This window comes from Serratia sp. DD3 (assembly GCF_000496755.2).
Genome location: NZ_AYKS02000085.1, coordinates 1 through 24,411 on the forward strand (window position 1 = coordinate 1; position 24,411 = coordinate 24,411).

The 24,411-nt window shown below is 53.6% G+C and carries 13 protein-coding genes and 1 pseudogene; 1 reads left to right on the forward strand and 13 read right to left on the reverse strand.

The features are described from left to right. The coding region (locus tag IO95_RS16825; protein WP_037386243.1) for a chorismate-binding protein at window positions 1-1,035 on the reverse strand (1,035 nt) is incomplete at its 3' end. A gap of 285 nt (window positions 1,036-1,320) precedes the next feature. On the opposite strand from IO95_RS16825, the gene IO95_RS16830 reads away from it, so the two are divergent. Beyond that, complete coding sequence (locus tag IO95_RS16830; protein WP_023491583.1) at window positions 1,321-9,987, forward strand: GH36-type glycosyl hydrolase domain-containing protein; 8,667 nt, start codon at window positions 1,321-1,323, stop codon at window positions 9,985-9,987. A gap of 106 nt (window positions 9,988-10,093) precedes the next feature. Here IO95_RS16830 and IO95_RS24290 read toward each other — a convergent pair. The 12 genes and pseudogenes from IO95_RS24290 to nuoC all read right to left on the reverse strand — a co-directional run. Next, window positions 10,094-10,273: pseudogene (locus IO95_RS24290) on the reverse strand (autotransporter outer membrane beta-barrel domain-containing protein); the annotation flags it as partial. Between the two features lie 113 nt (window positions 10,274-10,386). Further along, on the reverse strand, window positions 10,387-11,844 hold the full coding sequence (gene nuoN, locus IO95_RS16835; protein ID WP_023491580.1) for an NADH-quinone oxidoreductase subunit NuoN: 1,458 nt from the start codon (window positions 11,842-11,844) through the stop codon (window positions 10,387-10,389). Window positions 11,845-11,850: 6 nt separating this feature from the next. Then, window positions 11,851-13,380, reverse strand: coding sequence for an NADH-quinone oxidoreductase subunit M (gene nuoM / locus IO95_RS16840; protein WP_023491579.1), 1,530 nt, complete (start codon window positions 13,378-13,380; stop codon window positions 11,851-11,853). Between the two features lie 214 nt (window positions 13,381-13,594). After that, complete coding sequence (gene nuoL, locus IO95_RS16845) at window positions 13,595-15,442, reverse strand: NADH-quinone oxidoreductase subunit L (RefSeq protein WP_023491578.1); 1,848 nt, start codon at window positions 15,440-15,442, stop codon at window positions 13,595-13,597. Then, window positions 15,439-15,741 carry an NADH-quinone oxidoreductase subunit NuoK gene (gene nuoK, locus IO95_RS16850; protein WP_023491577.1) on the reverse strand — a complete coding sequence of 101 codons (303 nt, stop codon included), beginning with the start codon at window positions 15,739-15,741 and terminating at the stop codon, window positions 15,439-15,441. The genes nuoL and nuoK overlap by 4 nt, the downstream gene beginning before the upstream one ends. Continuing rightward, entirely contained in the window at window positions 15,738-16,298 is a 561-nt protein-coding gene (gene nuoJ, locus IO95_RS16855; protein WP_023491576.1) for an NADH-quinone oxidoreductase subunit J, read from the reverse strand. Before nuoJ ends, nuoK begins: the two co-directional genes overlap by 4 nt. Window positions 16,299-16,306: 8 nt before the next feature. Further along, window positions 16,307-16,849 carry an NADH-quinone oxidoreductase subunit NuoI gene (nuoI, locus tag IO95_RS16860; RefSeq protein WP_023491575.1) on the reverse strand — a complete coding sequence of 181 codons (543 nt, stop codon included), beginning with the start codon at window positions 16,847-16,849 and terminating at the stop codon, window positions 16,307-16,309. Between the two features lie 14 nt (window positions 16,850-16,863). Beyond that, entirely contained in the window at window positions 16,864-17,841 is a 978-nt protein-coding gene (gene nuoH, locus IO95_RS16865; RefSeq protein ID WP_023491574.1) for an NADH-quinone oxidoreductase subunit NuoH, read from the reverse strand. Continuing rightward, window positions 17,838-20,573, reverse strand: a complete 2,736-nt coding sequence (gene nuoG, locus IO95_RS16870) for an NADH-quinone oxidoreductase subunit NuoG (RefSeq protein ID WP_037386246.1) — start codon at window positions 20,571-20,573, stop codon at window positions 17,838-17,840. Before nuoG ends, nuoH begins: the two co-directional genes overlap by 4 nt. Before the next feature lie 157 nt (window positions 20,574-20,730). Then, window positions 20,731-22,083 (reverse strand): NADH-quinone oxidoreductase subunit NuoF, encoded by a 1,353-nt coding sequence (nuoF, locus tag IO95_RS16875; RefSeq protein WP_023491572.1) that lies wholly within the window; start codon window positions 22,081-22,083, stop codon window positions 20,731-20,733. Continuing rightward, window positions 22,080-22,607, reverse strand: a complete 528-nt coding sequence (nuoE, locus tag IO95_RS16880; protein ID WP_023491571.1) for an NADH-quinone oxidoreductase subunit NuoE — start codon at window positions 22,605-22,607, stop codon at window positions 22,080-22,082. Before nuoE ends, nuoF begins: the two co-directional genes overlap by 4 nt. Window positions 22,608-22,609: 2 nt before the next feature. Then, entirely contained in the window at window positions 22,610-24,406 is a 1,797-nt protein-coding gene (nuoC, locus tag IO95_RS16885) for an NADH-quinone oxidoreductase subunit C/D (protein WP_023491570.1), read from the reverse strand. Between the last annotated feature and the right edge of the window lie 5 nt (window positions 24,407-24,411).

Consider the following 24,411-nt stretch of genomic DNA (forward strand, 5'->3'; position numbering starts at 1 on the left):
AGGCAAGCCGGCCACTGCCGCCGTAGGCTGGAGCCGCCGCAGGCAGTCGGCATCATTACTGCCATTGAGCTGTGCTTCAATACGCCGTCTTAGATGTTGCACTTTGCGCAAGCGCACCACCTCAGGGGGCAAGACGTCCACCGCATTGGCACCACCTTGCAGACGCTGGCAGATATCATCCACCACCAGCAAGTTCTCTTGTTGGTTCTTGCTATCCTGCAGCAACCACTGTGCCAATGCCTCAGCCTGCTGTTCATCCTGGTGATTACTCACCGTTCCGGCCAATGCTTCGGTGGACAGATGATGCCCTTCACGCCGGTATAGTCGTTCAGGGCTGGAGCCAAGAAAAGCGGAATGTGCATCAATGCGCAGCATAAAGTGGTAACATTGGTGATTCACCCTACGGCTGGCGGCCATCAACGCTGGCGCAAACAACGGGCTCTCGAGCGTTAACAACGAGCTACGAGCCAATACCACCTTATCCATCTGCTGACTTTTTATCGCTTTCAGCGCATCGCTCAGCATGATTTCCCAACCGGAACGTACCGGTTGATGTTGCACCGAACGCACTTTCACCTGTAAACCAGCGATCGGTTTTGCCACCAATAGCTTTCCCAGCCAGGCTCGTGCGGCCCTGGCGTCTTCTTGCAGCGCATGTTCAGAGAACAGATTAAGCGTCAGTTCGCCTTTGCCTTTACAACTGAAAATTTCCAAGCGCGGCAATAGCAACAGTGCATCACCGTCGAAAGCATTAAGCCCCCAGAGACGGGCTCCCGGGTGAGCATCAACAAAGGCCTGTGCTTGTGCAGGTTCGGCAAATTGTCTTGCTGAACCGCATACCGCCGCCTCTTGCATCCCATCGCGATGGCACCAGTAAAACTGGGGGAACAGACGCTGTGCCGCCAGCCACTCTAACAACCGCACAGTCAGGTGGCCGGGAACCGCCATGGTGATCTGCCGAAATCCGGCTTCCAAGGGAAAGTCCTGCTCCAACTGCTGGCTTAGCTGCCGCAGCAATCCCGAAAGTTGTTTCACTACCACCTCATTCACCAGACTCGTCGGGGGGAATTATACGGCAAATCAGCATTTAGGGGCGGAAAAATAGTGTCTATTTATCAATGCGCTGACAACACGATTGTTTATTAAAAATAATTATTTTGATTAAAAAACAAGCTCGAGAAAAAGACGGGATCCGCGTTGGCTACCGGGTTCCCATCACCATTAACCCTATCCAGATCAAATTAAGGGTTAAAAATGATGCTCACAGCCTTCCCGCGCTAATGCCACCAGCCCTTTTGGTCAGATGCAAGGAGCTTTTACATGAAAGAAAGATTTATAGGTTGGTTGAAAAACACCCAAAAAAACACCAAAGTCACCCGGTGGCTATCACGGCATCACCAGGCGGTTGCCGACATCCTTCCCGCCAGCAACATCAAAGCCGAGCTATTTTCTATCGACCAAATGGAACGCTACGGTCAACGCCTGGCTCGTTCACATAAACTGGCAAGCGGTAAATCCCCCTACCATTTGCTCAAACGCCTTAATGATAACGAACAGGTTTTGGCGGAAAGTTGCCGCCAATTAAGCAACGGCAAGAAAAGCATTATGACCCCCGCAGGCGATTGGCTGCTGGACAATTTTTACCTGATTGAAGAACAAATTCGCGTGGTCCGCCATCATCTGCCAAAAACCTTTGGCCGCTGGTTGCCCCGGTTGATGGTGCCACACAACTGTCCACGGATTTACGATATCGCCACCGAGGCGATTGCTCATGGTGATGGGCGTTGGGATGCCGAAAGCCTGATGCGCTATATTGCCGCCTACCAGACAGAAGTGAATTTAACGCTGGGGGAACTCTGGGCGTTGCCCGGTATGCTCAGGCTGGCACTGATTGAAAACTTACGCCGAGTGGCGTTAGAAGTAGCCCAGGTGCAACAGGAACGCAATCTGGCGGATAGCTGGGTGACTAAAATGCTCGAGTCGGCAAAAAACGACCCCGCCAACTTGATTATCGTCATTGCCGATATGGCGCGTTCTAACCCGCCGCGCACCAGTGCCTTCGTGGCCGAACTGGCCCGTCGCCTACGGGGCCATGGCACCATGTTGGCGCTACCACTGACCTGGGTTGAACAACGCCTGGCGGAAGTCAGCTTGACCTCAGATGAGTTGATTCATCGTTTCAACCAGCAGTTGGCCTCTAATCAACTCTCTGTCAGCAACAGTATTGCGGGTCTGCGTCAACTGAGCGAAATGGATTGGGCGGAATTTGTCGAAGCCATGAGTCACGTTGACCATACTTTGAGTGAAGACCCCGCAGGCATCTACCCATTAATGCATTTCAATACCCGTGACCACTATCGCCATGTGATCGAAACCCTCGCGCGCCAGTGCCCGCATAGTGAGGTCCAAGTGGCAAAGCAGGCGCTAAATATGGCACGGGCCGCCGCTGAAAAGGCCAATAGCAACCCACGAACGCACCATATCGGCTATTACCTGATTGATGATGGCCGCCCACAACTGGAACAACAACTCCAGGTCCGTTTTGGGCGCATAAGCCGTATCAGTCAACTCTTCAATCAGTACCCGCTGCTCTCTTGGGTCGGTAGCCTCAGCCTGCTCACTACCGCAGCCTGTGCCGTGATATTGCACCATACTTATCACACCGGCATCACTTGGGGGTTGCTGCTGCTGATCTGCCCATTAGTGGTCGTGGTCAGTCAGTTGATGGTCAACTTACTCAGTGAAACTACCAGCCGTAACTGTTCACCAAAACCGCTACCCAGGCTCGATTTCTCCAACGGCATCCCGGAAAAATACCGCACCCTGGTGGTGTTCCCGACCTTGATCAGCCATAAAGCGAATATTGACCAACTGATCAATACGTTGGAAGTCTGTTATCTGGGCAATTCGATGCCGCATCTGCATTTCGCCTTACTGACCGACTTTAATGATGCCGCACAGCAACACCAGGCGGATGATACCGAGTTACTGGCTTATGCCAGCCAAAAGGTCAACGAGCTGAATACCCGCTATAGCAGCGAAGGTGCCAGTCACTTCTTTCTGTTCCACCGGGAACGCCTGTGGAATGAAAAGCAGCAAACCTGGATGGGGTTGGAACGTAAGCGTGGCAAGCTGAATGCCTTGAATGATTGGCTACGCAATCGAAGTAATGGATTTTCCAGCCAAATAGGGCAAGGGTTAACGCAGTTAAAAACCGTTAAATATGTTATTACGCTCGATAGCGACACCATTTTGCCGCGTGAAACCGCCCATCAGTTGATTGCTGCTATGGCACACCCATTGAATCAACCGCAATACGATGCCACACACAATCGGGTAGTGGCTGGCTATGCTGTCCTGCAGCCACGAATGGCAGAAGAGATCCCCACTTATGGTCAGAGCCACTATGCGGCACTCTGTAGCAGCACACCGGGCAATGACCCCTACACGCAGATCTCCTCTGATATTTACCAGGATCTGTTTGGTGAAGGTTCGTTTATTGGTAAAGGGATTTATGACGTCGATGTCTTTTCCCACAGTCTGCAAGGCTCTTTCCCAGAAAATCTGGTCTTGAGCCACGACCTGTTGGAAGGTTGCTATGCCCGCTCGGGTTTACTCAGTGATGTGTTGCTTTATGAGCAATATCCCGGCACTTATCTGGTGGACGTGGCGCGCCGTTCACGCTGGATCCGTGGCGACTGGCAATTACTCAACTGGCTGCGCCCCCAGGTGGTCACTGAGGATGGCAGCCGTGCAACCAATCCGCTGAGCCACCTATCGCGCTGGAAACTGCTGGATAACCTGCGCCGTAGCCTGGTCTCCCCTTGTTTACTGTTGCTGTTGTTCCTTAGCATTGGCTGGTTACCGGATACCGGCTACTGGTTTGCTGTCTTCGCCATTATTCTGCTGCTACCCACGCTGCTGGCACTGTTGCAAGATGGGGTACGCAAACCGCCGCACCAGCCTTATCGCCAGCATTTACAGTTGAAACTCAAAGGATCACTACACCGGCTGGCGCAGGTTGGCCTACGACTAACCGAATTACCCCATGAAGCCCTCTACAGCCTGAAGGCCATTGCTATCACGCTGTGGCGTTTACTGGTGAGCAAACATCGTCTGCAAGAGTGGAGCAGCTATGCTCAATCCCAACAGCACCAGGCGGTCACGCTGGCCAATTACTACTGCAAGCTATGGTTCAACCCGTTGGCTGGCGTACTGCTCTTGCTACTGGCGGCGTTTTCTGGCGCGATCGCTATATTGCTCGCACTGCCATTAGCCATTTTGTGGGTGCTGTCGCCGTTCCTGCTTTATCACCTCAGCCTTGAGCCACTGCGAGTTAAAGCTGCCCTCACCCTTACGCAACGCCGCTACTTGCGCCAGACCAGCCGCGAAACCTGGGCGTTTTTTGCCACCTTTGTCACTGAACAAGAGAATTGGTTACCGCCGGATAACTTCCAGGAGATCCCGGAGCCGATGATCGCCCATCGTACTTCGCCCACCAATATCGGGCTGTCGCTGCTGGCGGATCTCACCGCCTATGACTTCGGTTATCTCACCCTCAGTGGTGCCTTACAGCGCATTACTCTGACCTTGGGCACACTGGAGCGTATGGAGCGTTACCGGGGTCATCTGTACAACTGGTATGACACCCGGACACTGGAACCCCTGAGCCCGCGCTATGTCTCCAGCGTGGACAGTGGTAACTTCGCTGCTCATCTACTGACATTGAGTGCCGGGCTACCGCCGTTGGCTAATCAACCGGTGGTCGACCCGTCACGCCTGCTTGGCGGGCTTGATGACACCCTGTTGTTGCTAGAGCAGCACTGGGGAGCCACCTCCCCCCAAGCCTTGCAGCAGTTGCGCAAACTGTGGCAACGGGCAAACAATGCCCCTCCGGCAGCACTGCAAACTGAACTGAATACGCTGCTTAGTGAGAGCCAAAACCTGCAGGAAAGCGCACGGCAACAGGGCGAAGCGACTCAACGCTGGGCAGCGGCTTTTCAGCAACAACTCAACGAACTCAGCAGCGAGTGGAGCTTATGGTTTGATTGGTTGAACAACAGCCTGCCGGCACTGGAGCAAGTGCCCAGCCTGCACTGGTTAGCCAACCCGCCCAAACAGCTGAGGCTATCAGCAGAGCAGCAACTGCAACTTGATAGCGTGACTCAACTGGCTACCGAACGCCTGGCACAATTGACGCTGTTGCAACAGCGGTTAGAAAACATGGCGCAGATGGACTTCAGTTTCCTGTACGACAAAACCACACATTTGCTGACTGTCGGTTTCAACTGCGATCAAAACCGCGCAGACAGCAGTAAATATGATCTGTTGGCCTCAGAAATCCGCCTGACCAACTATGTCGCCATTGCCACCAACCAAATCCCGCAGCGCAGTTGGTTTGCACTGGGGCGACTGTTTACCCTGATCAATAAAGAACCGGCCCTGATGTCCTGGAGCGGTTCGATGTTCGAATATCTGATGCCGCAATTGGTGATGCCGGCCTACCCCAATACCGTTCTGGTGCAAATGTGCCGTGCGGCCGTAAAACGGCAAATTGCCTGGGGCAAAGAGTGCGGTGTCCCGTGGGGGATTTCTGAATCCGGCTATTTTGGCTTTGATGTGTTGCAAAACTACCAATATCACGCCTTTGGGGTGCCGGGATTAGGCTTGCGACGCGGACTGGGGGATGACATGGTCATCGCCCCTTACGCCACCCTACTGGCGTTGATGGTTGACCCCGACAGTGCCTGCAACAATTTGCTGACGCTGGAAAAAAACGGCGCCAAAGGGCGTTATGGTTTCTACGAAGCACTGGATTACACCGCGTCCCGCCTCAGTTGGGGGCAACTGTATGTGATTGTCCGTTCCTATATGGCTCACCATCAGGGGATGAGCTTCCTGGCGTTATCGCATCTGTTGTTGGATGCGCCAATGGTAAAACGTTTTTCCCGCTACCCTGCTTTCCAGTCAACCCGGCTGGTTTTGCAGGAACGGGTGCCGGATGCCATTGAGCTTTACAGCACCCGCCGCCACTTCGAAACTCATGAAGGCACCATTACACCGGCCAGTTTTGCAGCCCGCGAATTCACCGGTGTCGATTCCTTCATCCCCGAAGTGCAACTGCTGTCTAATGCCAACTATCACCTAATGATCAGCCAAAGTGGGGGTAGCTATAGTCGCTGGCAGGATCTGGCATTGACGCGTTGGCGCGAGGATGCCACCTGCGACAACTGGGGGGCTTTCTGTTACCTGCGTGATCCACAAACCGGTGAGGTGTGGAGTAACACCTGGCAGCCTACCGGAGGAAGCGAGAAAGGGGGTTACCGCGCCACCTTCAACGCCGCTGGTGCGGAGTTCCAGCGCCAGCAGGGGATGCTTTCAGTGAAAACTCAAGTGGTGATTTCACCTGAGGATGATATCGAACTGCGCCGCCTGACCTTGGTTAACCGTGGCAAACAAACGCGTATCATCGAAATTACCAGCTATGCCGAAGTGGTACTGGCCCCAGCCAACAATGACCTGGCCCATCCTGCATTCAGCAATCTGTTTGTACAAACCGAGTTACTGCCTGATCAGGACGCCATTCTGTGCCACCGCCGCCCCCGTGAACCGCAAGAAAAATCGCCGTGGTTGCTGCATATGATGATCCTGCCAGGGGGCAGTAACCAGACCTCGTTTGAAACCGATCGTGCCAAATTTATCGGCCGGGGTCGCACGCCAGCCAACCCGCAGGCGCTGCATCAGAACCGCCCCCTGACCAATAGCGCCGGCGCAGTGCTCGACCCGATCATGGCTATCCGCCAGCAGGTGGTGCTTAAACCCAATCAACCGTTGACGCTAGATATCTTCTATGGCGTTTGTGAAGACCGTGACAGCAGCCTGGCAATGTTGGAGAAATACCGTGACCGCTATATGGCGGACCGTATTTTCGAACTGGCCTGGTCACACAGCCAAGTAGTGCTACGCCAGCTTAATGCCAATGAAGAAGACGCCAATCTGTTTAATCGCTTGGCCAGCGCGGTGGTATTCCCGGCACAGGAGATGCGTGCCGCCAGCAGTGAAATCATCAATAACCGCCGTGGGCAATCCGGGCTTTGGGGCTATTCCATCTCCGGTGATCTGCCTATTGTGCTGTTATCTGTCAGCGACAGTGAGAATATCGCGCTGGTGAAAAAGCTGATCCAGGCACATAACTACTGGCGCTTGAAAGGGCTACAGGTTGATCTGGTGATTATTAATCAGGATCTCGGGGGTTATCGGCAAGATCTGCAAAATCAGATCATGGGGATGATTGCCGCTGGCATGGAGTCATGCCTGACTGACAAGCCTGGCGGGATCTTCGTTCGCTCCGGCGAATTGATGTCGCCGGAAGACCGAACCCTGCTACTGAGCGTAGCGCGGATTTATCTGGATGATCGGCGCGGTGGGCTGGTGGAGCAACTCAACCAACGTTTGCAACAGCCACCAACCCAACAGCAACCATTAGGCCCGCCAACCGCCGCCTCTAAGCTGGCTGTCCTGACTCGTTTACCGCACAACCTGCATTCACCCCAGCTACCTGACATCGATAACCTGCAATTCTACAACGGCTATGGGGGCTTCTCGGAAAATGGCCGCGAATATGTCATCGCCGTTAACGAAAGCCGGGTCACACCAGCACCTTGGGCAAACGTGATTGCCAATGAGATGTTCGGCTCAGTGGTCTCAGAAAGTGGTCAGGCTTATACCTGGTATGAAAACGCCCATGAGTACCGCTTGACCCCGTGGAATAACGACCCGGTGAGTGACCGTAGCGGTGAAGCCTTCTACCTGCGTGATGAAGAGAGTGGGCATATTTGGTCACCTACACCACTCCCCGCCAAAGGGAGTGGTCATTATCTGACGCGCCACGGTTTTGGCTATAGCGTGTTCGAGCACCGGGAAAGCGGTATCGATAGCCAACTGACGGTGCTGGTGGCCAAAGATGCACCGGTGAAGTTGTTCTTGCTCACCCTGACCAATGCCTCTGGGCGAACCCGTAGGCTCTCTACCACCGGATATATGGAGTTTATCCTCGGTGATTCGCGCCAAAAAGCAGCAATGCATGTCGTGACCCGCAGCGCAACCGTGCCTGGGGGTTGCGGCATCCTCGCCAACAACTATTACACCAGTAGTGGTTCGCCACGCACTGCGTTCTTCGGCGTGACTGGCGTACATTGCTCAATCACCGGTGATCGGCGGGAATTTATTGGCCGCAACGGTACGCTGGCCGACCCTGCCGTTCTGAAATTACGACGGTTATCCGGCAAGACCGGCGGCGGTCTGGACCCTTGTGGGGCGGTGCAGTCTGCCATTAGCCTCATTGATGGCGACCAACGCAGTTGGGTATTCGCTCTAGGCCTGGGGCAAGATACTGACGAAGCCGAAGCCCTGCTACGCCATTATCTGCAAGAAGATGTGCTGCATCACGAGTTACACCTGGTGGAGCAACACTGGGACCGGCTGCTGAACAAGGTACAAATCGCCACCCCCTATCCGGCTGTCGATCTGCTGGCTAATGGCTGGCTGCTGTATCAAACCATCGCCTGCCGCCTTCAAGCCCGCAGTGGCTATTATCAATCGGGTGGTGCGTTTGGCTTCCGCGATCAACTGCAAGATACGCTGGCACTGACACACACCCAGCCTGAACGTCTACGCGAACAAATCCTGTTATGTGCTTCGCGGCAATTTATTGAAGGGGATGTTCAGCACTGGTGGCATCCGCCACAGGGCAATGGGGTACGCACCCGCTGTTCCGATGATTACCTGTGGTTGCCTTTGGCTATTTGCCATTACCTTGATGCCACGGACGATCAGGCCGTTCTTCAACAGCAGGTAAGTTATCTGACAGCACGCCCATTGGCAGCGGGTGAAGAGTCATGTTACGAACAGCCGGGTACCAGTACCGAACAAGAGAGCCTGTATCTGCACGGTGTCAGAGCGCTGAAGCATGGCCTGAGACTGGGTGAGCACGGGCTGCCACTGATGGGCAGTGGTGACTGGAACGACGGCATGGATAAAGTCGGATCGGAAGGTCGTGGCGAGAGTGTTTGGCTCGGTTTCTTCCTGTTCTCTATTCTGCAACGCTACGGCAAGCTGGCTCACCAGCATAGTGATCCAGAATTAGCGCAATGGTGCCAACAGCAAGCGGAACAACTGCGCGTTAACCTGCACGCTCACGCCTGGGATGGTGAGTGGTACCGCCGTGGCTACTTCGACAATGGCGAACCTTTGGGGTCGCAGCACAGCGCGGAGTGCCGCATTGATGCCATCGCCCAGAGCTGGTCAGTTCTTTCCGGCGGTGGCGACTCTGCACGCAGTACGCAGGCGATGCAATCGTTGGATAAGCACCTGGTGGATAACCAGGCCGGGATCATCAAACTGCTGACGCCACCTTTTGATGGCAAGGGCCCGAACCCAGGTTATATCCGTGGTTATCTGCCCGGTGTGCGGGAAAACGGCGGACAATATACTCATGCGGCCATATGGGCAGTAATGGCCTTCGCCGAAATGGGCAATATCGAACGCGCCTGGGAATTGATGGCCATGATTAACCCAATCAACCATAGCCTAGACAGCATGGCGGCAGATCGCTACAAAGTTGAGCCTTATGTTGCTACGGCGGATATTTATGCCGTCGCCCCGCATATTGGCCGTGGTGGTTGGAGTTGGTATACCGGTTCCGCAGGCTGGATGTATCGGCTGATCATAGAGTCACTACTTGGGCTAAAACGCCGTGGCAATACCCTGGCCATCAACACCCGGTTGCCCGTTGGTTGGCCGCCAGTTACGCTAACCTACCGTGAAGGAAGCAGCGAATATCGCTTAGTCCTGCGCCAAGGCGAGGGCCACACGCAAGTGTTCATTGACGGTAAACTGCAGCCACAACCGGTGATTACCTTGCTCGATGAGGGGAAAATCTATCAAGTGGAAGTGATATTGGGCATTGAGGGCGATCATCAAGCGTAAAGTGAATGGGTAATCAGCCGCAAAAACAGGGGGTAAAGTGTCGCCTTCCCTGCCTGCGGCTATTACGCTAACAAACAGCGCCGCAGACAGGGAAAGTGTTCACGCTTTAGAAGTTGTATTTAGCACCCAGCATTACCGCAGTATCACTGTAGCCGTTGTTGCCCAGTTGCTGGCCAACGTTGCCCCACAGATTCACCTGCTTGTTGACTTGCCCTTCCACGCCCAGTTTCAGCTCGGCAATATTGGCGGCTCCGTCTTGCTTGACGGTGATGCCATTCATCGTAGTTTTGCATAAAAATAAAAGCACCCAACAACGGGTGCTCTATTGATATTAAGGACAGACACATCGGCCTGCCCTGCTGTACTAATGTTTGTTGTCCAGTTATGACCCGCCAACGATCAAAACATCGGTTTTGCCATCTGCACCAGGGTAATCAGTGGTTGCGGGTAGAGCCCCAACAACAGTACCAACACCGTTGAAATCAGCACCACCACCCCACCGGCGGTCAATGCCCAGTTGTTGGGGGTATCCCGTCTCAAGGTTTCTGGGGCGCTTAAATAGAGGCTGACGATCACACGCAAGTAGTAGTACAAACCAATGGCACTACCGACCACCACCGCACCGGTCAACCACCACAGATGCGCGCTAACGCCCATGGCAACCACATAGAACTTACCAATAAAGCCCAGCGTCATCGGGATACCGGCCAGTGACAACATCATCACCGTCATCACCGCCGACAAAATAGGCTTATGCCAAAACAGACCGCGGTAAGAGAACAGCGAATCGGCATCCGGCCCACGGTAAGGGCTGGACATTAAACTCACCACCCCGAAGGCGCCCAAACTGCTGAACAGATAACCGGTCAGATAAACACCAGCGGTTTCCAGTGCCAGATCGTGGCTTTGTACCGCGATCAGCGCCACCAACAGATAACCCAGATGAGCGATGGAGGAGTAACCCAGCAAGCGCTTAATGTTCGTCTGGTTAATCGCCATCAGGTTACCAAACAGGATCGAACAGAAGGCGATCACCGCCAGCACGATGCGCAGCGCTTCATGATCAGCAGCGGGCGCATACAGGAACAAACGCATCACTACCGCAAAGATCGCAACCTTGCTGGCAGTTGCCAGAAAGGTTGAAACCGGTGCTGGGGCGCCTTGATAAACATCCGGCGTCCACAACTGGAATGGCACCAACGAAAGTTTAAAGCCGAGGCCAACCAGCATCATGCCCATCCCTGCCAACACCAGTGGCTGGTGAACCAGATGTTCCTGCAAACTCTTGCCCAGGCTCGCCAATGATAGGTCACCGGATTCGGCATACAGCAGCGCCATACCAAACAGCAGGAAGCTGGAGGCAGCAGCAGAGAGCACCATATACTTGATGGCGGCTTCTAACGAACGCTTCTGGCGGTAGGCATAACCAATCAGGCCAAACAGCGGCAACGAAACCAGTTCAATGCCGAGGAATAGCGAAGCCAGATGGTTGGCACTGGCGAGTAACAGCCCCCCCATGGTAGCAATCAATACCAGCAGGTAGAACTCTTCACGATTATCCGGGTAACCCGCCAGCCAAGGGTAGGCAAAGGTACAGGTTGCCAGGCTGGCCAACAGCACCAGCCCGCTATAGAACATCGAATAACCGTCAATCCGTACCAGCGGAGTGACGTCTATCGGACCCACTTGTCCGACAAAATAGAGCGAAAGCAGTGCCAGGTTAAGGCCGACGACAGCCAGAGTAGCATTGATAAAGTGGTCGCGTCGCCACGCAATGCACAGCATCACAACCACCACCGTCAATCCGACGATCAACAGCGGTAACAGTGCGATCAGTTGTTGAGGAGTTATTGTCATGGCGAATTACGGCCTTGTAGTTAAAATGGCTGAAACTGACGGACCAAACCAGTGTTGCACGTTGTCCATCGCTGCACTTGAGGTATTCAGAACCGGTTGAGGATAGACCCCCAACAGCACCAACAGCACCACCAACAGCAGAACGATAAACAATTCACGAGCACTCATGCCCGGCAACGGTTGGTCTGACTTCGGCGCACCGTAGTAAGCACGTTGCATCATCATCAAGGCATAAACCGAAGCAAACACCAGACCGAAAGCTGAAATTATCGTGATCACCGGGGTAACCTGGAAGCTACCAAACAGGATCATAAATTCACCGACAAAGTTACCGGTACCCGGCATCCCTAGAGTGGCCACGGCAAAGAACAGGGAAAGCGCAGGGATATACTTGATCCGCCCCCACAAGCCGCCCATCTGACGCATATCGCGGGTATGCAGGCGTTCATACAACTGGCCACAGATAATAAACAACCCGGCGGCAGAAAGACCGTGAGCAATCATCTGGATCACCGCCCCCTGGTAAGCTAATTGGCTACCGGTATAGATGGCAATCAGCACAAAACCCATATGGGAAACGGAAGTATAAGCAATCAGACGTTTGATATCGGTTTGGGCAAATGCCATCCAGGCACCGTAGAAGATACCAATCACCCCCAGCCACATGGCGATCGGGGCAAATTCTGCAGAAGCATTAGGGAACAGCGGCAAGCTGAAACGCAACAGGCCATAGGCCGCCGTTTTCAACAAAATCCCCGCCAAGTCCACCGAACCCGCAGTCGGTGCCTGGCTATGAGCATCCGGCAACCAGCCGTGTAATGGCACCACTGGCATTTTCACCGCGAAAGCGATAAAGAAGCCCAGCATCAGCAGGTATTCCACTTGGTGCGACATTGGCGTGTTCAACAGTTCTACATAGTTGAAGGTCCAGGCTCCGGTGGCATTATGATGAACAAACACCAAACCGAGGATGGCAACCAACATCACCAGACCACTGGCCTGGGTATAGATAAAGAACTTGGTAGCCGCCGTAATACGGGTTTTACCATCCGATGCCTTATGCCCCCACAGAGCAATCAGGAAGTACATCGGCACCAACATCATTTCCCAGAAGAAGAAGAACAGGAACAAGTCAATGGCGAGGAACACCCCAATAACCCCACCGAGGATCCACAGCAGGTTCAGGTGGAAAAAACCCTGATTTCGCTGGATTTCATTCCAGGAACAGAGAATTGCCACCACCCCCAGCAAGCTGGTCAACACCACCATCAGTAGCGACAAACCATCCAGTGCCAGGTGGAAGCTGATACCAAAGCTCGGGATCCACGGCACAGAAAACTCAGACTGCCACTGTGGAATCCCCAACGGCTTAAGTAGTGAATAGTTGCCCTGCCACCACAGTTGCAAGGTGAGAACTAATGTCAGCCCCATCGCGATCAATCCGATCCAGCGCGGCATTTTAGTGCCGAAACGCTCACTCTGCCAACACAGCAGACCACCGATAAAGGGGAGAAGAATTAGCCAAGTTAATATCATGGCGTTTTGTATCCCTTATTCTACCCGTCTCTTTCAAGCTGGAGCGTTGTTGGCTACGTTTACTCACCCCAGTCACTTACTTGTGTAAGCTCCTGGGGATTCGTGCACTTGCCGCCTAGCTCCAATTTGAAATTCTTGGGTGTAAAGCAAAAACGTTGTACATAGCGCTAAATTAACGAGCGCTACGCCCGATAATTGTGTCCAAACTGCTCTGTTAAACCATCATCAACAGCGCCAATACCAGCACGGCACCCACCCCCATAGAGGCGATATACCAGCGGATATAACCGTTCTCACTCACCGCCAAACCACGATTACCCCAGCGGGCAAAGATTGCAGGCAAGTTCATCAGTGAATTCAGTGGATCGCTTTGCAGCAATCTGGCAATCGCCAGGTAGGGTTTGACAAACACCTTGTCATACAGCCAGTCAAAGCCCCAGGCATTAAACCACCAGGTTGACAAGAAACGCCCCGGCGCACTTTGCGCGATGCTGTTTACCAGGGTACGTTTACCTAACCACAGCGCAGCTGCCAGCAGGATACCGATGATGGCTACCACCCCAGAGGTGATTTCCAGCGTCAGCACATTGCCATGTGGCAACTCGGTGGTTGACGGCAGTACCCCAGAAAGTGGTGGAACAATCATCGCACCCACAAAGGTGGACAGCACCAACAGCACCAGCAGTGGCAAGTGGTGAGTAATCCCTTTCACGGCATGGGCTTTGATTTTCTCTTCACCATGGAACACGATAAAGATCATACGGAAGGTATACAGTGAAGTCATAAATGCCCCCACCAGCCCTGCCATCATCAGGTTGAAATGGCCGTTAGCCATCGCGCCAGCCAGGATCTCATCCTTACTGAAGAAACCTGCGGTAACCATAGGCAGTGCCGACAAAGCAGCGCCCCCCACCAGGAAGCAGACATAAACCAGTGGAATGCTCTTGCGCAAGCCCCCCATTTTAAAAATGTTCTGTTCATGGTGACAGGCCAGAATCACTGAGCCAGAGGAGAGGAACAGCAAGGCTTTGAAGAAGGCGTGTGTCATCAGATGGAAGATTGCCGCATCCCAAGCCTGTACGCCCAGCGCCAGGAACATATAACCAATCTGGCTCATGGTTGAGTAGGCTAACACGCGTTTGATATCGGTCTGCACCAGCGCGGCAAAACCCGCCAATAGCAACGTTACCCCACCGACCACGCCCACCAGCTCCAACACTTGTGGCGCCATCAGGAACAAACCGTTCATACGGGCAATCAGGTAAACACCCGCAGTCACCATGGTGGCCGCGTGAATCAAAGCAGATACCGGGGTTGGGCCGGCCATTGCATCTGCCAGCCAGGTTTGCAACGGTAACTGTGCAGATTTACCCACCGCACCGCCCAGTAACATCAGGGTTGCCCAGGTGATCGCAGCGTCGCCCACCGCCAATTTCTGTGGTGCCAGCACCATCAGTTCACGAATATTCAGCGTGCCCAGTTGCTGATACAGAATAAACAGCGCAAAAGCCAAGAACACATCACCCACACGGGTGACGATAAAGGCTTTCATTGCCGCCGCCCCATTAGCCGGGTTTTTATAGTAAAAACCGATCAACAGGTAACTGCACAGACCAACACCTTCCCAGCCCAGGTACATCAGCAACAGGTTATCGGCCAGAACCAGAACCACCATGCTGGCAATAAACAGGTTGGTATAAGCGAAGAAACGTGAATATCCCTCTTCGCCACGCATATACCAGGAGGCGTACATGTGAATTAAGAAACCGACACCCGTGACCACCGACAGCATAGTAAGTGACAGGCCATCCAACACCAGGGTAACCCCAATGTTGAAATTGCCTACCGCCATCCAGGTCCACAGGTGTTGTTCAAACAGCTGAACACCCGTAGCCTGTTGAGCAAGAAAATCCACAGCGGCATAGGCCGTGACCAGTGCTGCCAGGCCAACTGAGCCAACGCCGACGGTTGCGGCCAGGTTTTCACACCAGCGCCCCCGGGAAAACGCCAGCAACAGGAAGCCGAGCAGCGGCAGCAGAATGGTTAAATATAATAGATTCATCCGCGCATCTCACTGACAGTATCAATATTCAGGGTATGACGACGACGGTAGAGCTGTAGCAGCAATGCCAAGCCGACACTGGCTTCAGCGGCTGCCAGGCTGATCGCCAAGATATACATAATCTGCCCATCTGGCTGGTGCCAATAACTCCCCGCTACGATAAACGCCAATGCCGCAGCATTGATCATCACTTCCAGGCTGATGAGCATAAACAGCAGATTACGCCGGGATATCAACCCGCCCAGCCCCAGTGCAAACAGAATTGCCGCCAGGATAAGCCCATGTTGAAGAGGGATCATGCTTGCTCCTCCGATTTTCTTTTCGCCATGTCACTGCTTGCGGCGCTATTACTCAGCACTTCACCGGCTTTTTCTTCACGGCCAATATGGAAGGCAACCACCAGCCCCGCCAACAGCAGCATTGAAGCCAGTTCAACCGCCAGCACATAAGGGCCGAACAGACTGATACCCACCGCTTTGGCATCGATCACTTCCCCGCTGATGTCTTGATCCGCTACACTGCGGATAGCAAAAATCAACACCAGCAATAAAACCAGTGACAACAACGCGGGGCCAATCCAGACAGAGGGTTTCAACCACTCACGCTCTTGCTGTTGTACGGAACCACCCAGGTTGAGCATCATCACCACAAACACGAACAGCACCATGATGGCACCCGCATAAACGATGATTTCCAACGCCCCGGCAAAATAAGCCCCCAGTGAGAAAAAGACTGCCGAGATCGCCAAGAGAGACACGATCAGATACAGCAGCGCATGTACAGGATTGGTATGCGAAATAACGCGCATCGTCGCGACTATCGCAATCAAACCTGCCAGATAAAAGGCAATTTCCATGCTTGCTCCTACGGCAACAGACCTTTGACGTCGATCGGTTTGGCTTCATTTTCGGCTTCGCCCTTGGCTTTGCCGTCAATCGCCATACCGGCCATGCGGTAAAAGTTATATTCCGGATATTTACCCGGCCCCGAGATCAACAGATCTTCTTTTTCGTAGACCAAATCCTGCCGCTTGAACTCACCCATTTCAAAATCAGGGGTCAATTGGATCGCGGTAGTTGGGCAGGCCTCTTCACACAAACCGCAGAAGATGCAACGTGAGAAGTTGATACGGAAAAACTCCGGGTACCAACGCCCATCTTCATGCTCGGCTTTTTGCAGTGAAATACAGCCCACCGGGCAGACCACGGCGCACAGGTTACAGGCCACGCAACGCTCTTCACCATTGGGATCACGCGTCAGCACGATGCGACCACGGTAACGCGGTGGCAGATAGACTGGTTCTTCCGGATACATTAGGGTTTCGCGTTTGGCGAAGGCATGCAGGCCAATCATCCAAAGACTGCGCACCTGGGTGCCGAAACCAACCACCAACTCTTTCAATGTCATGGTTTATTCACCCCTTATTCAGCTTGATACAAAATGACCGCAGCGGTTGCCAACAGATTCAGCAGCGTCAATGGCAGACAAACTCGCCAACCAAACGACATCACCTGGTCATAACGCGGACGTGGCAGCGAAGCACGGATCAGAATGAACATCACCATGAAGAAGGCGGTTTTCAGTGCGAACCAGATAAATGGTGGCAAAAACGGCCCATGCCAACCGCCGAAGAACAGCGTGACAATCAAGGCTGATACCGTCACGATGCCGATATACTCCCCCACAAAGAACAGACCGAACTTCATGCCGGAGTATTCAATATGGTAACCATCCGCCAGTTCCTGTTCAGCCTCGGGTTGGTCAAAGGGATGACGGTGACACACCGCAACCCCGGCAATGGCAAAGGTCAGGAAACCAAAAAATTGCGGGATGACATTCCAAACATGGGCTTGCGACTCGACAATCGCCTGCATGTTGAACGAGCCCGCCTGGGCGACGACGCCCAACAGCGACAGGCCGAGAAACACTTCATAGCTTAGCGTTTGCGCAGAAGCACGCATCGCCCCCAGCAACGAGTATTTGTTGTTACTCGACCAGCCAGCGAACAGCACTGCATACACCGCTAACCCAGCCATCATCAGGAAGAACAGAATGCCGATGTTAAGATCCGCCACCACCCAAGTCGGGCTGACCGGGACAATGGCAAAGGCCAGTAACAGGGAAGTAAAGGCGATCATCGGTGCCAGGGTAAAGATCACCCGGTCAGCAAAGGTCGGTACCCAATCTTCCTTGAAGAACATTTTGATCATGTCAGCGACTAACTGCAGTGATCCCCCCCAGCCAACACGGTTTGGCCCATAACGGTTCTGGAACAGCCCCAACAGGCGGCGTTCGCCAAAACTCATAAAGGCACCGCAGGTGACCACCACGAGCAGGATCACCACCGCTTTTAGAATGGCGATCAGAATGTCGATTACCTCAGGTGTAAACCAGCTCATCGTGCTGCCTCCCGCAGATTTTCAACCATTTCCCCCACCAGTATCGGTGGGATCCCTGGCAAGCCAAGCGGCAGACCGATCTGGCCCTGGCTTAAGGTTTCACTCAAACGTAGCGGCAAACGTAACGTTTGACCCACACAGTCGAACTCCAGCATCGCACCGGCGTTAACACCCAGTTGTGCGGCATCTGCAACGTTGAGCATCACGTAAGCGGGTGACATCCGCTGTTGGAACACCGCTGAACGTTGTGAGGTTTCGTCACTACCAAACAGGTGGTAATAAGGGGCTACACGCCAGCCTTCCGCCATAAATGGCAGCGGAATTGAAGAGAAGTAACCCAGGTTGCCCTCCCCCGCTTCGATCAGGCGTATCCCTGGGTCCCCATGGCGCAGTTTGCCGCCCACTTCCGCCTGGAATTTGTTCCAGGCCTGTGGTGAGTTCCAACCCGGCATCCAGGCGAAAGGGATCTGCTGGCGATCAGCCAGTGGGCTGTTGGTCCCTTCCATCGAGAAGGCAAACATACTGTCTTTATCCTGAGGCTGACGGGGCTCATGCACACTGATGTTAGCCCGCATCGCAGTACGTCCACTATAGCGGTGCGGTGAACGAGCCAGTTTCTGCCCACGAATACGGAATGTTGCATCCGGTGCCGCCTCCTGAACCCCCTGCAGTTGAGGTAATGCTGCCACACAAGCGGCAATCACATCATCCAACTGCATCCAGTCCACCTGGCGGCTGGCATAAGCAGAGTGCAATGAATGCATCCAACGCCAGCTTTCCAATATGATGCTATGAATATCTTTCTTGGCATCATCGTAATAAGACGGATCGTATACCTGGAAGAAACGCTGTGCGCGCCCTTCCTGATTCACCACGGTGCCATCACTCTCGGCAAAACTGGCGGCAGACAGGATCAGGTTAGCCTTATCCATCAGGGTAGTGCGCTGATGATCAGCAACGATCAGGTTGCGAACTTGTGCCAATGCGGCATCCACTCTGGCCGCAGGCGCATGACGATAGAGGTCGTTCTCCATCACAATCGCGGTATCTGCCGCGCCACTTTCCAATTCCCGCAGCGCTTCATCAAGGGAACCACCACCGATCATCGACAAACCGAGGCTGTTGGCATCCGCAGCAACCAAAGTGATGCCCACGTTAGAACCACGAGCTTTCAATGCGTTGGCAATGTTGGCGGCCGCAGCAATAATCGCTTCGCTGCCCACATTGCTGCCGGTGACGATTAATGGTTTCTGTGCACCCGCCAAGGCCTGCACGATCACATCAATCTTCTTGTTGAGATCATCAGACAACCCGGCTACCGCTGGCGCTGAGTGGTCCAGTGCATGGGCGATGGCGAAACCGAGACGGGCTTGCTCATCAACCGGCGCGTGATAACTCCAGGCGGCAATATCATCCAGACGCGTGCTATCAACATTGGTGACAAACAGCGGATGTTTCGCATGTTGGCCAATGTTCTGTACTGCGGCGATCTGCCAATCAGCCACCCGTTGCGCGGCTGCCATGGCACGTGCTTTACCTTTCACCGCCTGACGAACCGACAGCGCAATACGGGCCGCTGTCTGGGTCAGGTCTTCACCTAATACCAGTACCGCGTCGTAGCTTTCGATCTCACGCAGGCTCGGGGTATAAACCCCACTGTTTTTCAGCACGTTGAGCATCAGGTGCAAACGTTGCTGTTCCGCTTGGCTAATGCCGCTATAAAAGTTTTCCGCACCAACCAGTTCACGTAACGCAAAATTGCTTTCCAGGCTGGCGCGAGGGGAACCGATACCGATGGTTTTCTTCGCTTGACGCAGAATATCTGCCGCCCCTTGCATTGCCTGTTCGGCATTCAAGGTGATCCAGTCACTGCCGCGCAACTGTTGTGGCAGCCGAGGACGATCTTTCAGATTCACATAACCATAACCAAAACGGCCACGATCACACAGGAAGTAGTGGTTTACGCTACCGTTATAGCGGTTTTCAATGCGGCGCAATTCACCATAGCGCTCACCAGGGCTGGTATTACACCCCACGCTGCACTGTTGGCAGATGCTTGGCGCAAACTGCATATCCCACTTGCGGTTATAGCGCTCGGAGTGGGTTTTGTCGGTAAATACGCCAGTTGGGCAGACTTCTACCAGGTTGCCAGAAAACTCGCTTTCCAGCGTGCCACTTTCCGGGCGGCCGAAATAGACATTGTCGTGTGCCCCATAGACGCCAAAGTCGGTACCATCCGCGTAGTCTTTGTAGTAACGCACACAGCGGTAACAGGCAATGCAACGGTTCATCTCATGAGAGATAAATGGCCCCAATTCCTGATTGTTATGGGTACGCTTGGTGAAACGGTAGCGACGGAAACTATGTCCGGTCATCACCGTCATATCCTGCAAGTGACAGTTACCGCCCTCCTCACACACCGGGCAGTCGTGCGGGTGATTGGTCATCAACCATTCGACCACACTCTCACGAAACTGTTTGGCTTCAGCATCATCGATGGAAATAAAGGTTCCATCCGATGCTGGTGTCATACAAGACATCACCAAACGGCCACGGGTATCGTCCGCATTTTGGTATTGCTTTACCGCACATTGGCGGCAAGCGCCGACGCTTCCAAGCGCCGGATGCCAGCAAAAATAGGGAATATCAAGGCCCAGAGAGAGACATGCCTGTAACAGGTTATCTGCTCCATCAACCTCGTATTCTTTGCCGTCTACATGAATCGTAGCCATAGTCAGCATGCTTCCAAATGGCCTGAGGTAACTGTCAGCTTTTACTTCGCAGTCTCGCTGCCAGGTAAATTGCCGGTTACTTTTCAAGCGTTAATTATAAAAAATTTCTTGGCTGGTAGGCCAGGAGCCGCCATTGCGTCTCTTGACACCGATGTGATTACCAGCGTTGCTTCAATAAGTTGTTTGGCTGAATACCACCAATCGCCTGAACATTGCCCAAATACTGTGGCGCAATACCGGCTTCAAACTCATCACGGAAATATTTAATCGCACTTTGTAGCGGCTCTACGGCACCAGGTGCATGGGCACAAAACGTTTTGCCCGGCCCCAAGGCGCGGCACAACTGCTCCAGGGTTTCAATATCCCCCGGCTGCCCTTCGCCCCGCTCCAGTGCACGCAGAATCTTTACGCTCCATGGCAGGCCATCCCGGCAAGGGGTACACCAACCGCAGGACTCGCGCGCAAAAAACTCTTCCAGGTTGCGCACCAGGGGAACCATACCAATCTCATGGTCTACCGCCATCGCCAGCGCAGTGCCCAAACGGCTGCCCGCCTTAGCGATGTTTTCAAAATCCATCGGGAGATCCAGGTGGTCAGCGGTGAGGAAATCGGTACCCGCGCCCCCTGGCTGCCAGGCTTTAAAACGCAAACCATCACGCATGCCACCAGCGTAATCTTCCAGAATTTCACGGGCGGTGATACCAAACGGCAACTCCCACAAACCCGGGTTTTTCACCCGACCAGAGAAGCCCATCAATTTGGTACCGGCGTCGTTACTCTTCCCTGCCGAGATCCCTTTATACCAATCCGCACCGTGTTCAAGAATGGCAGGCACGTTACACAAGGTTTCTACGTTGTTGACGCAGGTGGGTTTACCCCAGGCCCCAGAAGTAGCGGGGAACGGCGGTTTGGAACGTGGGTTGGCACGGCGGCCTTCCAGCGAGTTGATCAGCGCCGTTTCTTCACCGCAGATGTAACGGCCAGCTCCGGTATGCACCAACAGCTCAAAATCGAATCCACTACCCAGGATATTTTTGCCCAGCAAACCCGCTTGTGTCGCTTCACTAATCGCGCGACGCAAATGTTCTGCAGCTTCGACATATTCACCACGCAGGAAGATGTAACCGCGATAGGCCTTCAGCGCAAAAGCTGAAATCAACATCCCTTCCACCAACAGGTGTGGCAATTGCTCCATCAATAAACGGTCTTTGTAGGTGCCTGGCTCCATTTCATCCGCGTTACACAACAGGTAGCGAATGTTCATGGATTCATCTTTCGGCATCAGGCTCCACTTCAACCCGGTGGAGAAACCGGCCCCACCACGGCCTTTCAACCCGGCCTCTTTCACCAGGTTGACTATCTCGTCGGGCGCCATTCCTTTCAGGGCTTTTTCTGCCCCCTGATAACCATTTTGGCTACGATACTCATCCAACCACACCGGTTGTTGATCATCACGCAAACGCCAGGTGAGCGGATGCATTTCAGCAGTACGTTTGATATCCATCATCATTTATACCGCTCCAACAATTCGACCGCGCTTTCCGGCGTCAGGTGAGCATGGGTGTCTTCATCGATCATCATACTCGGCCCCTTGTCGCAGTTACCCAAACAGCAGGTAGGCAGTAATGTAAAACGGCCATCAAACGTGGTTTGACCTGGCTTGATAGCCAATTTCTTCTCCAGAGCGGCTTGAACTCCCTGATAACCGTTGATGTGACAAACCACACTGTCACAATAACGGATCACATGGCGCCCTACGGGTTGGCGGAAAATTTGGCTGTAGAATGTGGCCACCCCTTCTACGTCGCTGGCAGGAATACCCAGCACCTCTGCGATGGCATAAATCGCCCCATCGGGAACCCAACCACGCTGCTTCTGCACTATTTTCAGGGCTTCAATGGAAGCGGCGCGCGGGTCTTCGTAATGGTGCATCTCGTGCTCGATCGCCTGACGTTCGTGCGCACTCAGCACAAAAACATCGGCTTCAGACTCAAGCACCTGGTTCACCGGGTGATTGTTTTCATGATCATGCATAGTTAGCGGTCCACATCTGACATTACAAAATCGATACTACCCAGATAGACGATCAAATCGGAAACCAGGCTACCGCGGATCACCGCTGGAATTTGCTGCAGGTGAGCATAGCTGGGTGTCCGAATTCGAGTGCGGTAACTCATGGTGCTACCATCACTGGTCAGATAGTAGCTATTGATCCCTTTGGTGGCTTCCACCATCTGGAATGACTCGTTAGCCGGCATCACCGGGCCCCAGGAAACCTGCAAGAAGTGAGTGATCATCGTTTCAATATGCTGCAACGTGCGCTCTTTCGGTGGCGGCGTAGTCAGCGGATGATCCGCCTTGAACGGCCCTTCCGGCATGTTGTTCAAGCACTGTTCAAGAATACGCAAACTCTGGCGCAGCTCTTCTACCTTGAGCATCACTCGGGTATAGCAGTCACTGTTGCCGTCACCCACCGGTACTTCAAAATCAAAGTTCTCATAGCCGGAATAAGGGCGCCATTTACGCACATCAAACTCAACCCCGGTGGCACGCAAGCCTGCACCCGTCACGCCCCACTCCAATGCCTCTTTGGCATTGTAGGAAGCGACACCAATAGAGCGCCCTTTAAGAATCGAGTTTTGCAGTGCTGCTTTTACATAGGAGTCGAGGCGCTTAGGCATCCAGTTGAGGAAGTCACGCAGCAGACGGTCCCAACCGCGGGGCAGATCATGGGCGACACCACCAATACGGAACCAGGCGGGATGCATACGGAACCCGGTAATCGCTTCCACCAGATCATACACTTTCTGGCGGTCGGTAAAGGCGAAGAACACCGGGGTCATCGCCCCCACATCCTGAATAAAGGTACTGATGTACAGCAAGTGGCTGTTGATGCGGAACAGTTCAGAGAGCATCACACGAATGGTGTTGACACGATCCGGCACCACGATCCCGGCGAGTTTTTCAACCGCCAGTACGTAAGGCATTTCGTTTACGCAGCCACCGAGGTATTCGATACGATCGGTGTAGGGAATGTAACTATGCCAGGATTGCCGCTCACCCATTTTCTCAGCGCCACGGTGGTGGTAACCCACATCCGGCACGCAATCGACAATTTCTTCACCATCCAACTGCAAAATGATACGGAACGCACCATGGGAAGAGGGGTGGTTCGGGCCCAGGTTAAGGAACATGAAGTCTTCATTGTCTGTACTGCGCTTCATCCCCCACTCTTCTGGTTTGAATTTCAGCGACTCCATCTCCAGATCTTCTTTCTGCTTGGTCAACACAAAGGGATCGAATTCGGTTGCGCGCGCCGGATAATCTTTACGTAGGGGATGACCTTCCCAGCTTTGCGGCATCATGATGCGCCGCAGGTGCGGGTGACCATCAAAAGTGATACCGAACATCTCCCAGGTTTCACGCTCATACCAGTTGGCATTAGGGAATATCTTGGTCACTGTGGGCACATGAAGGTCTTTTTCAGACAGTGCCACTTTCAGCATGATGTCGCGGTTACGCTCAACAGAGATCAGATGGTAGAAAACAGAAAAATCTGCCGCTGGCAAGCCTTGGCGATGAGTGCGCAAACGCTCGTCCATACCATGCAAGTCAAACAGCATCACATAAGGCTTTGGCTGTTTTCTCAAGAACGTCATGACGTCCAGTAACTGATCAGGTTTGACCCATACCACCGGCATTCCGGTACGGGTAGGCTGAACAGTGAAGGCTTCCGGCCCAAAACGGTTGCGCAGTTCACCAATCACCGGATCATTCAGATGATCCCTGGTTTCCCAGGCAGGTAGGGCGTCGTGCGTCGCTAAATCTGTCATAATTT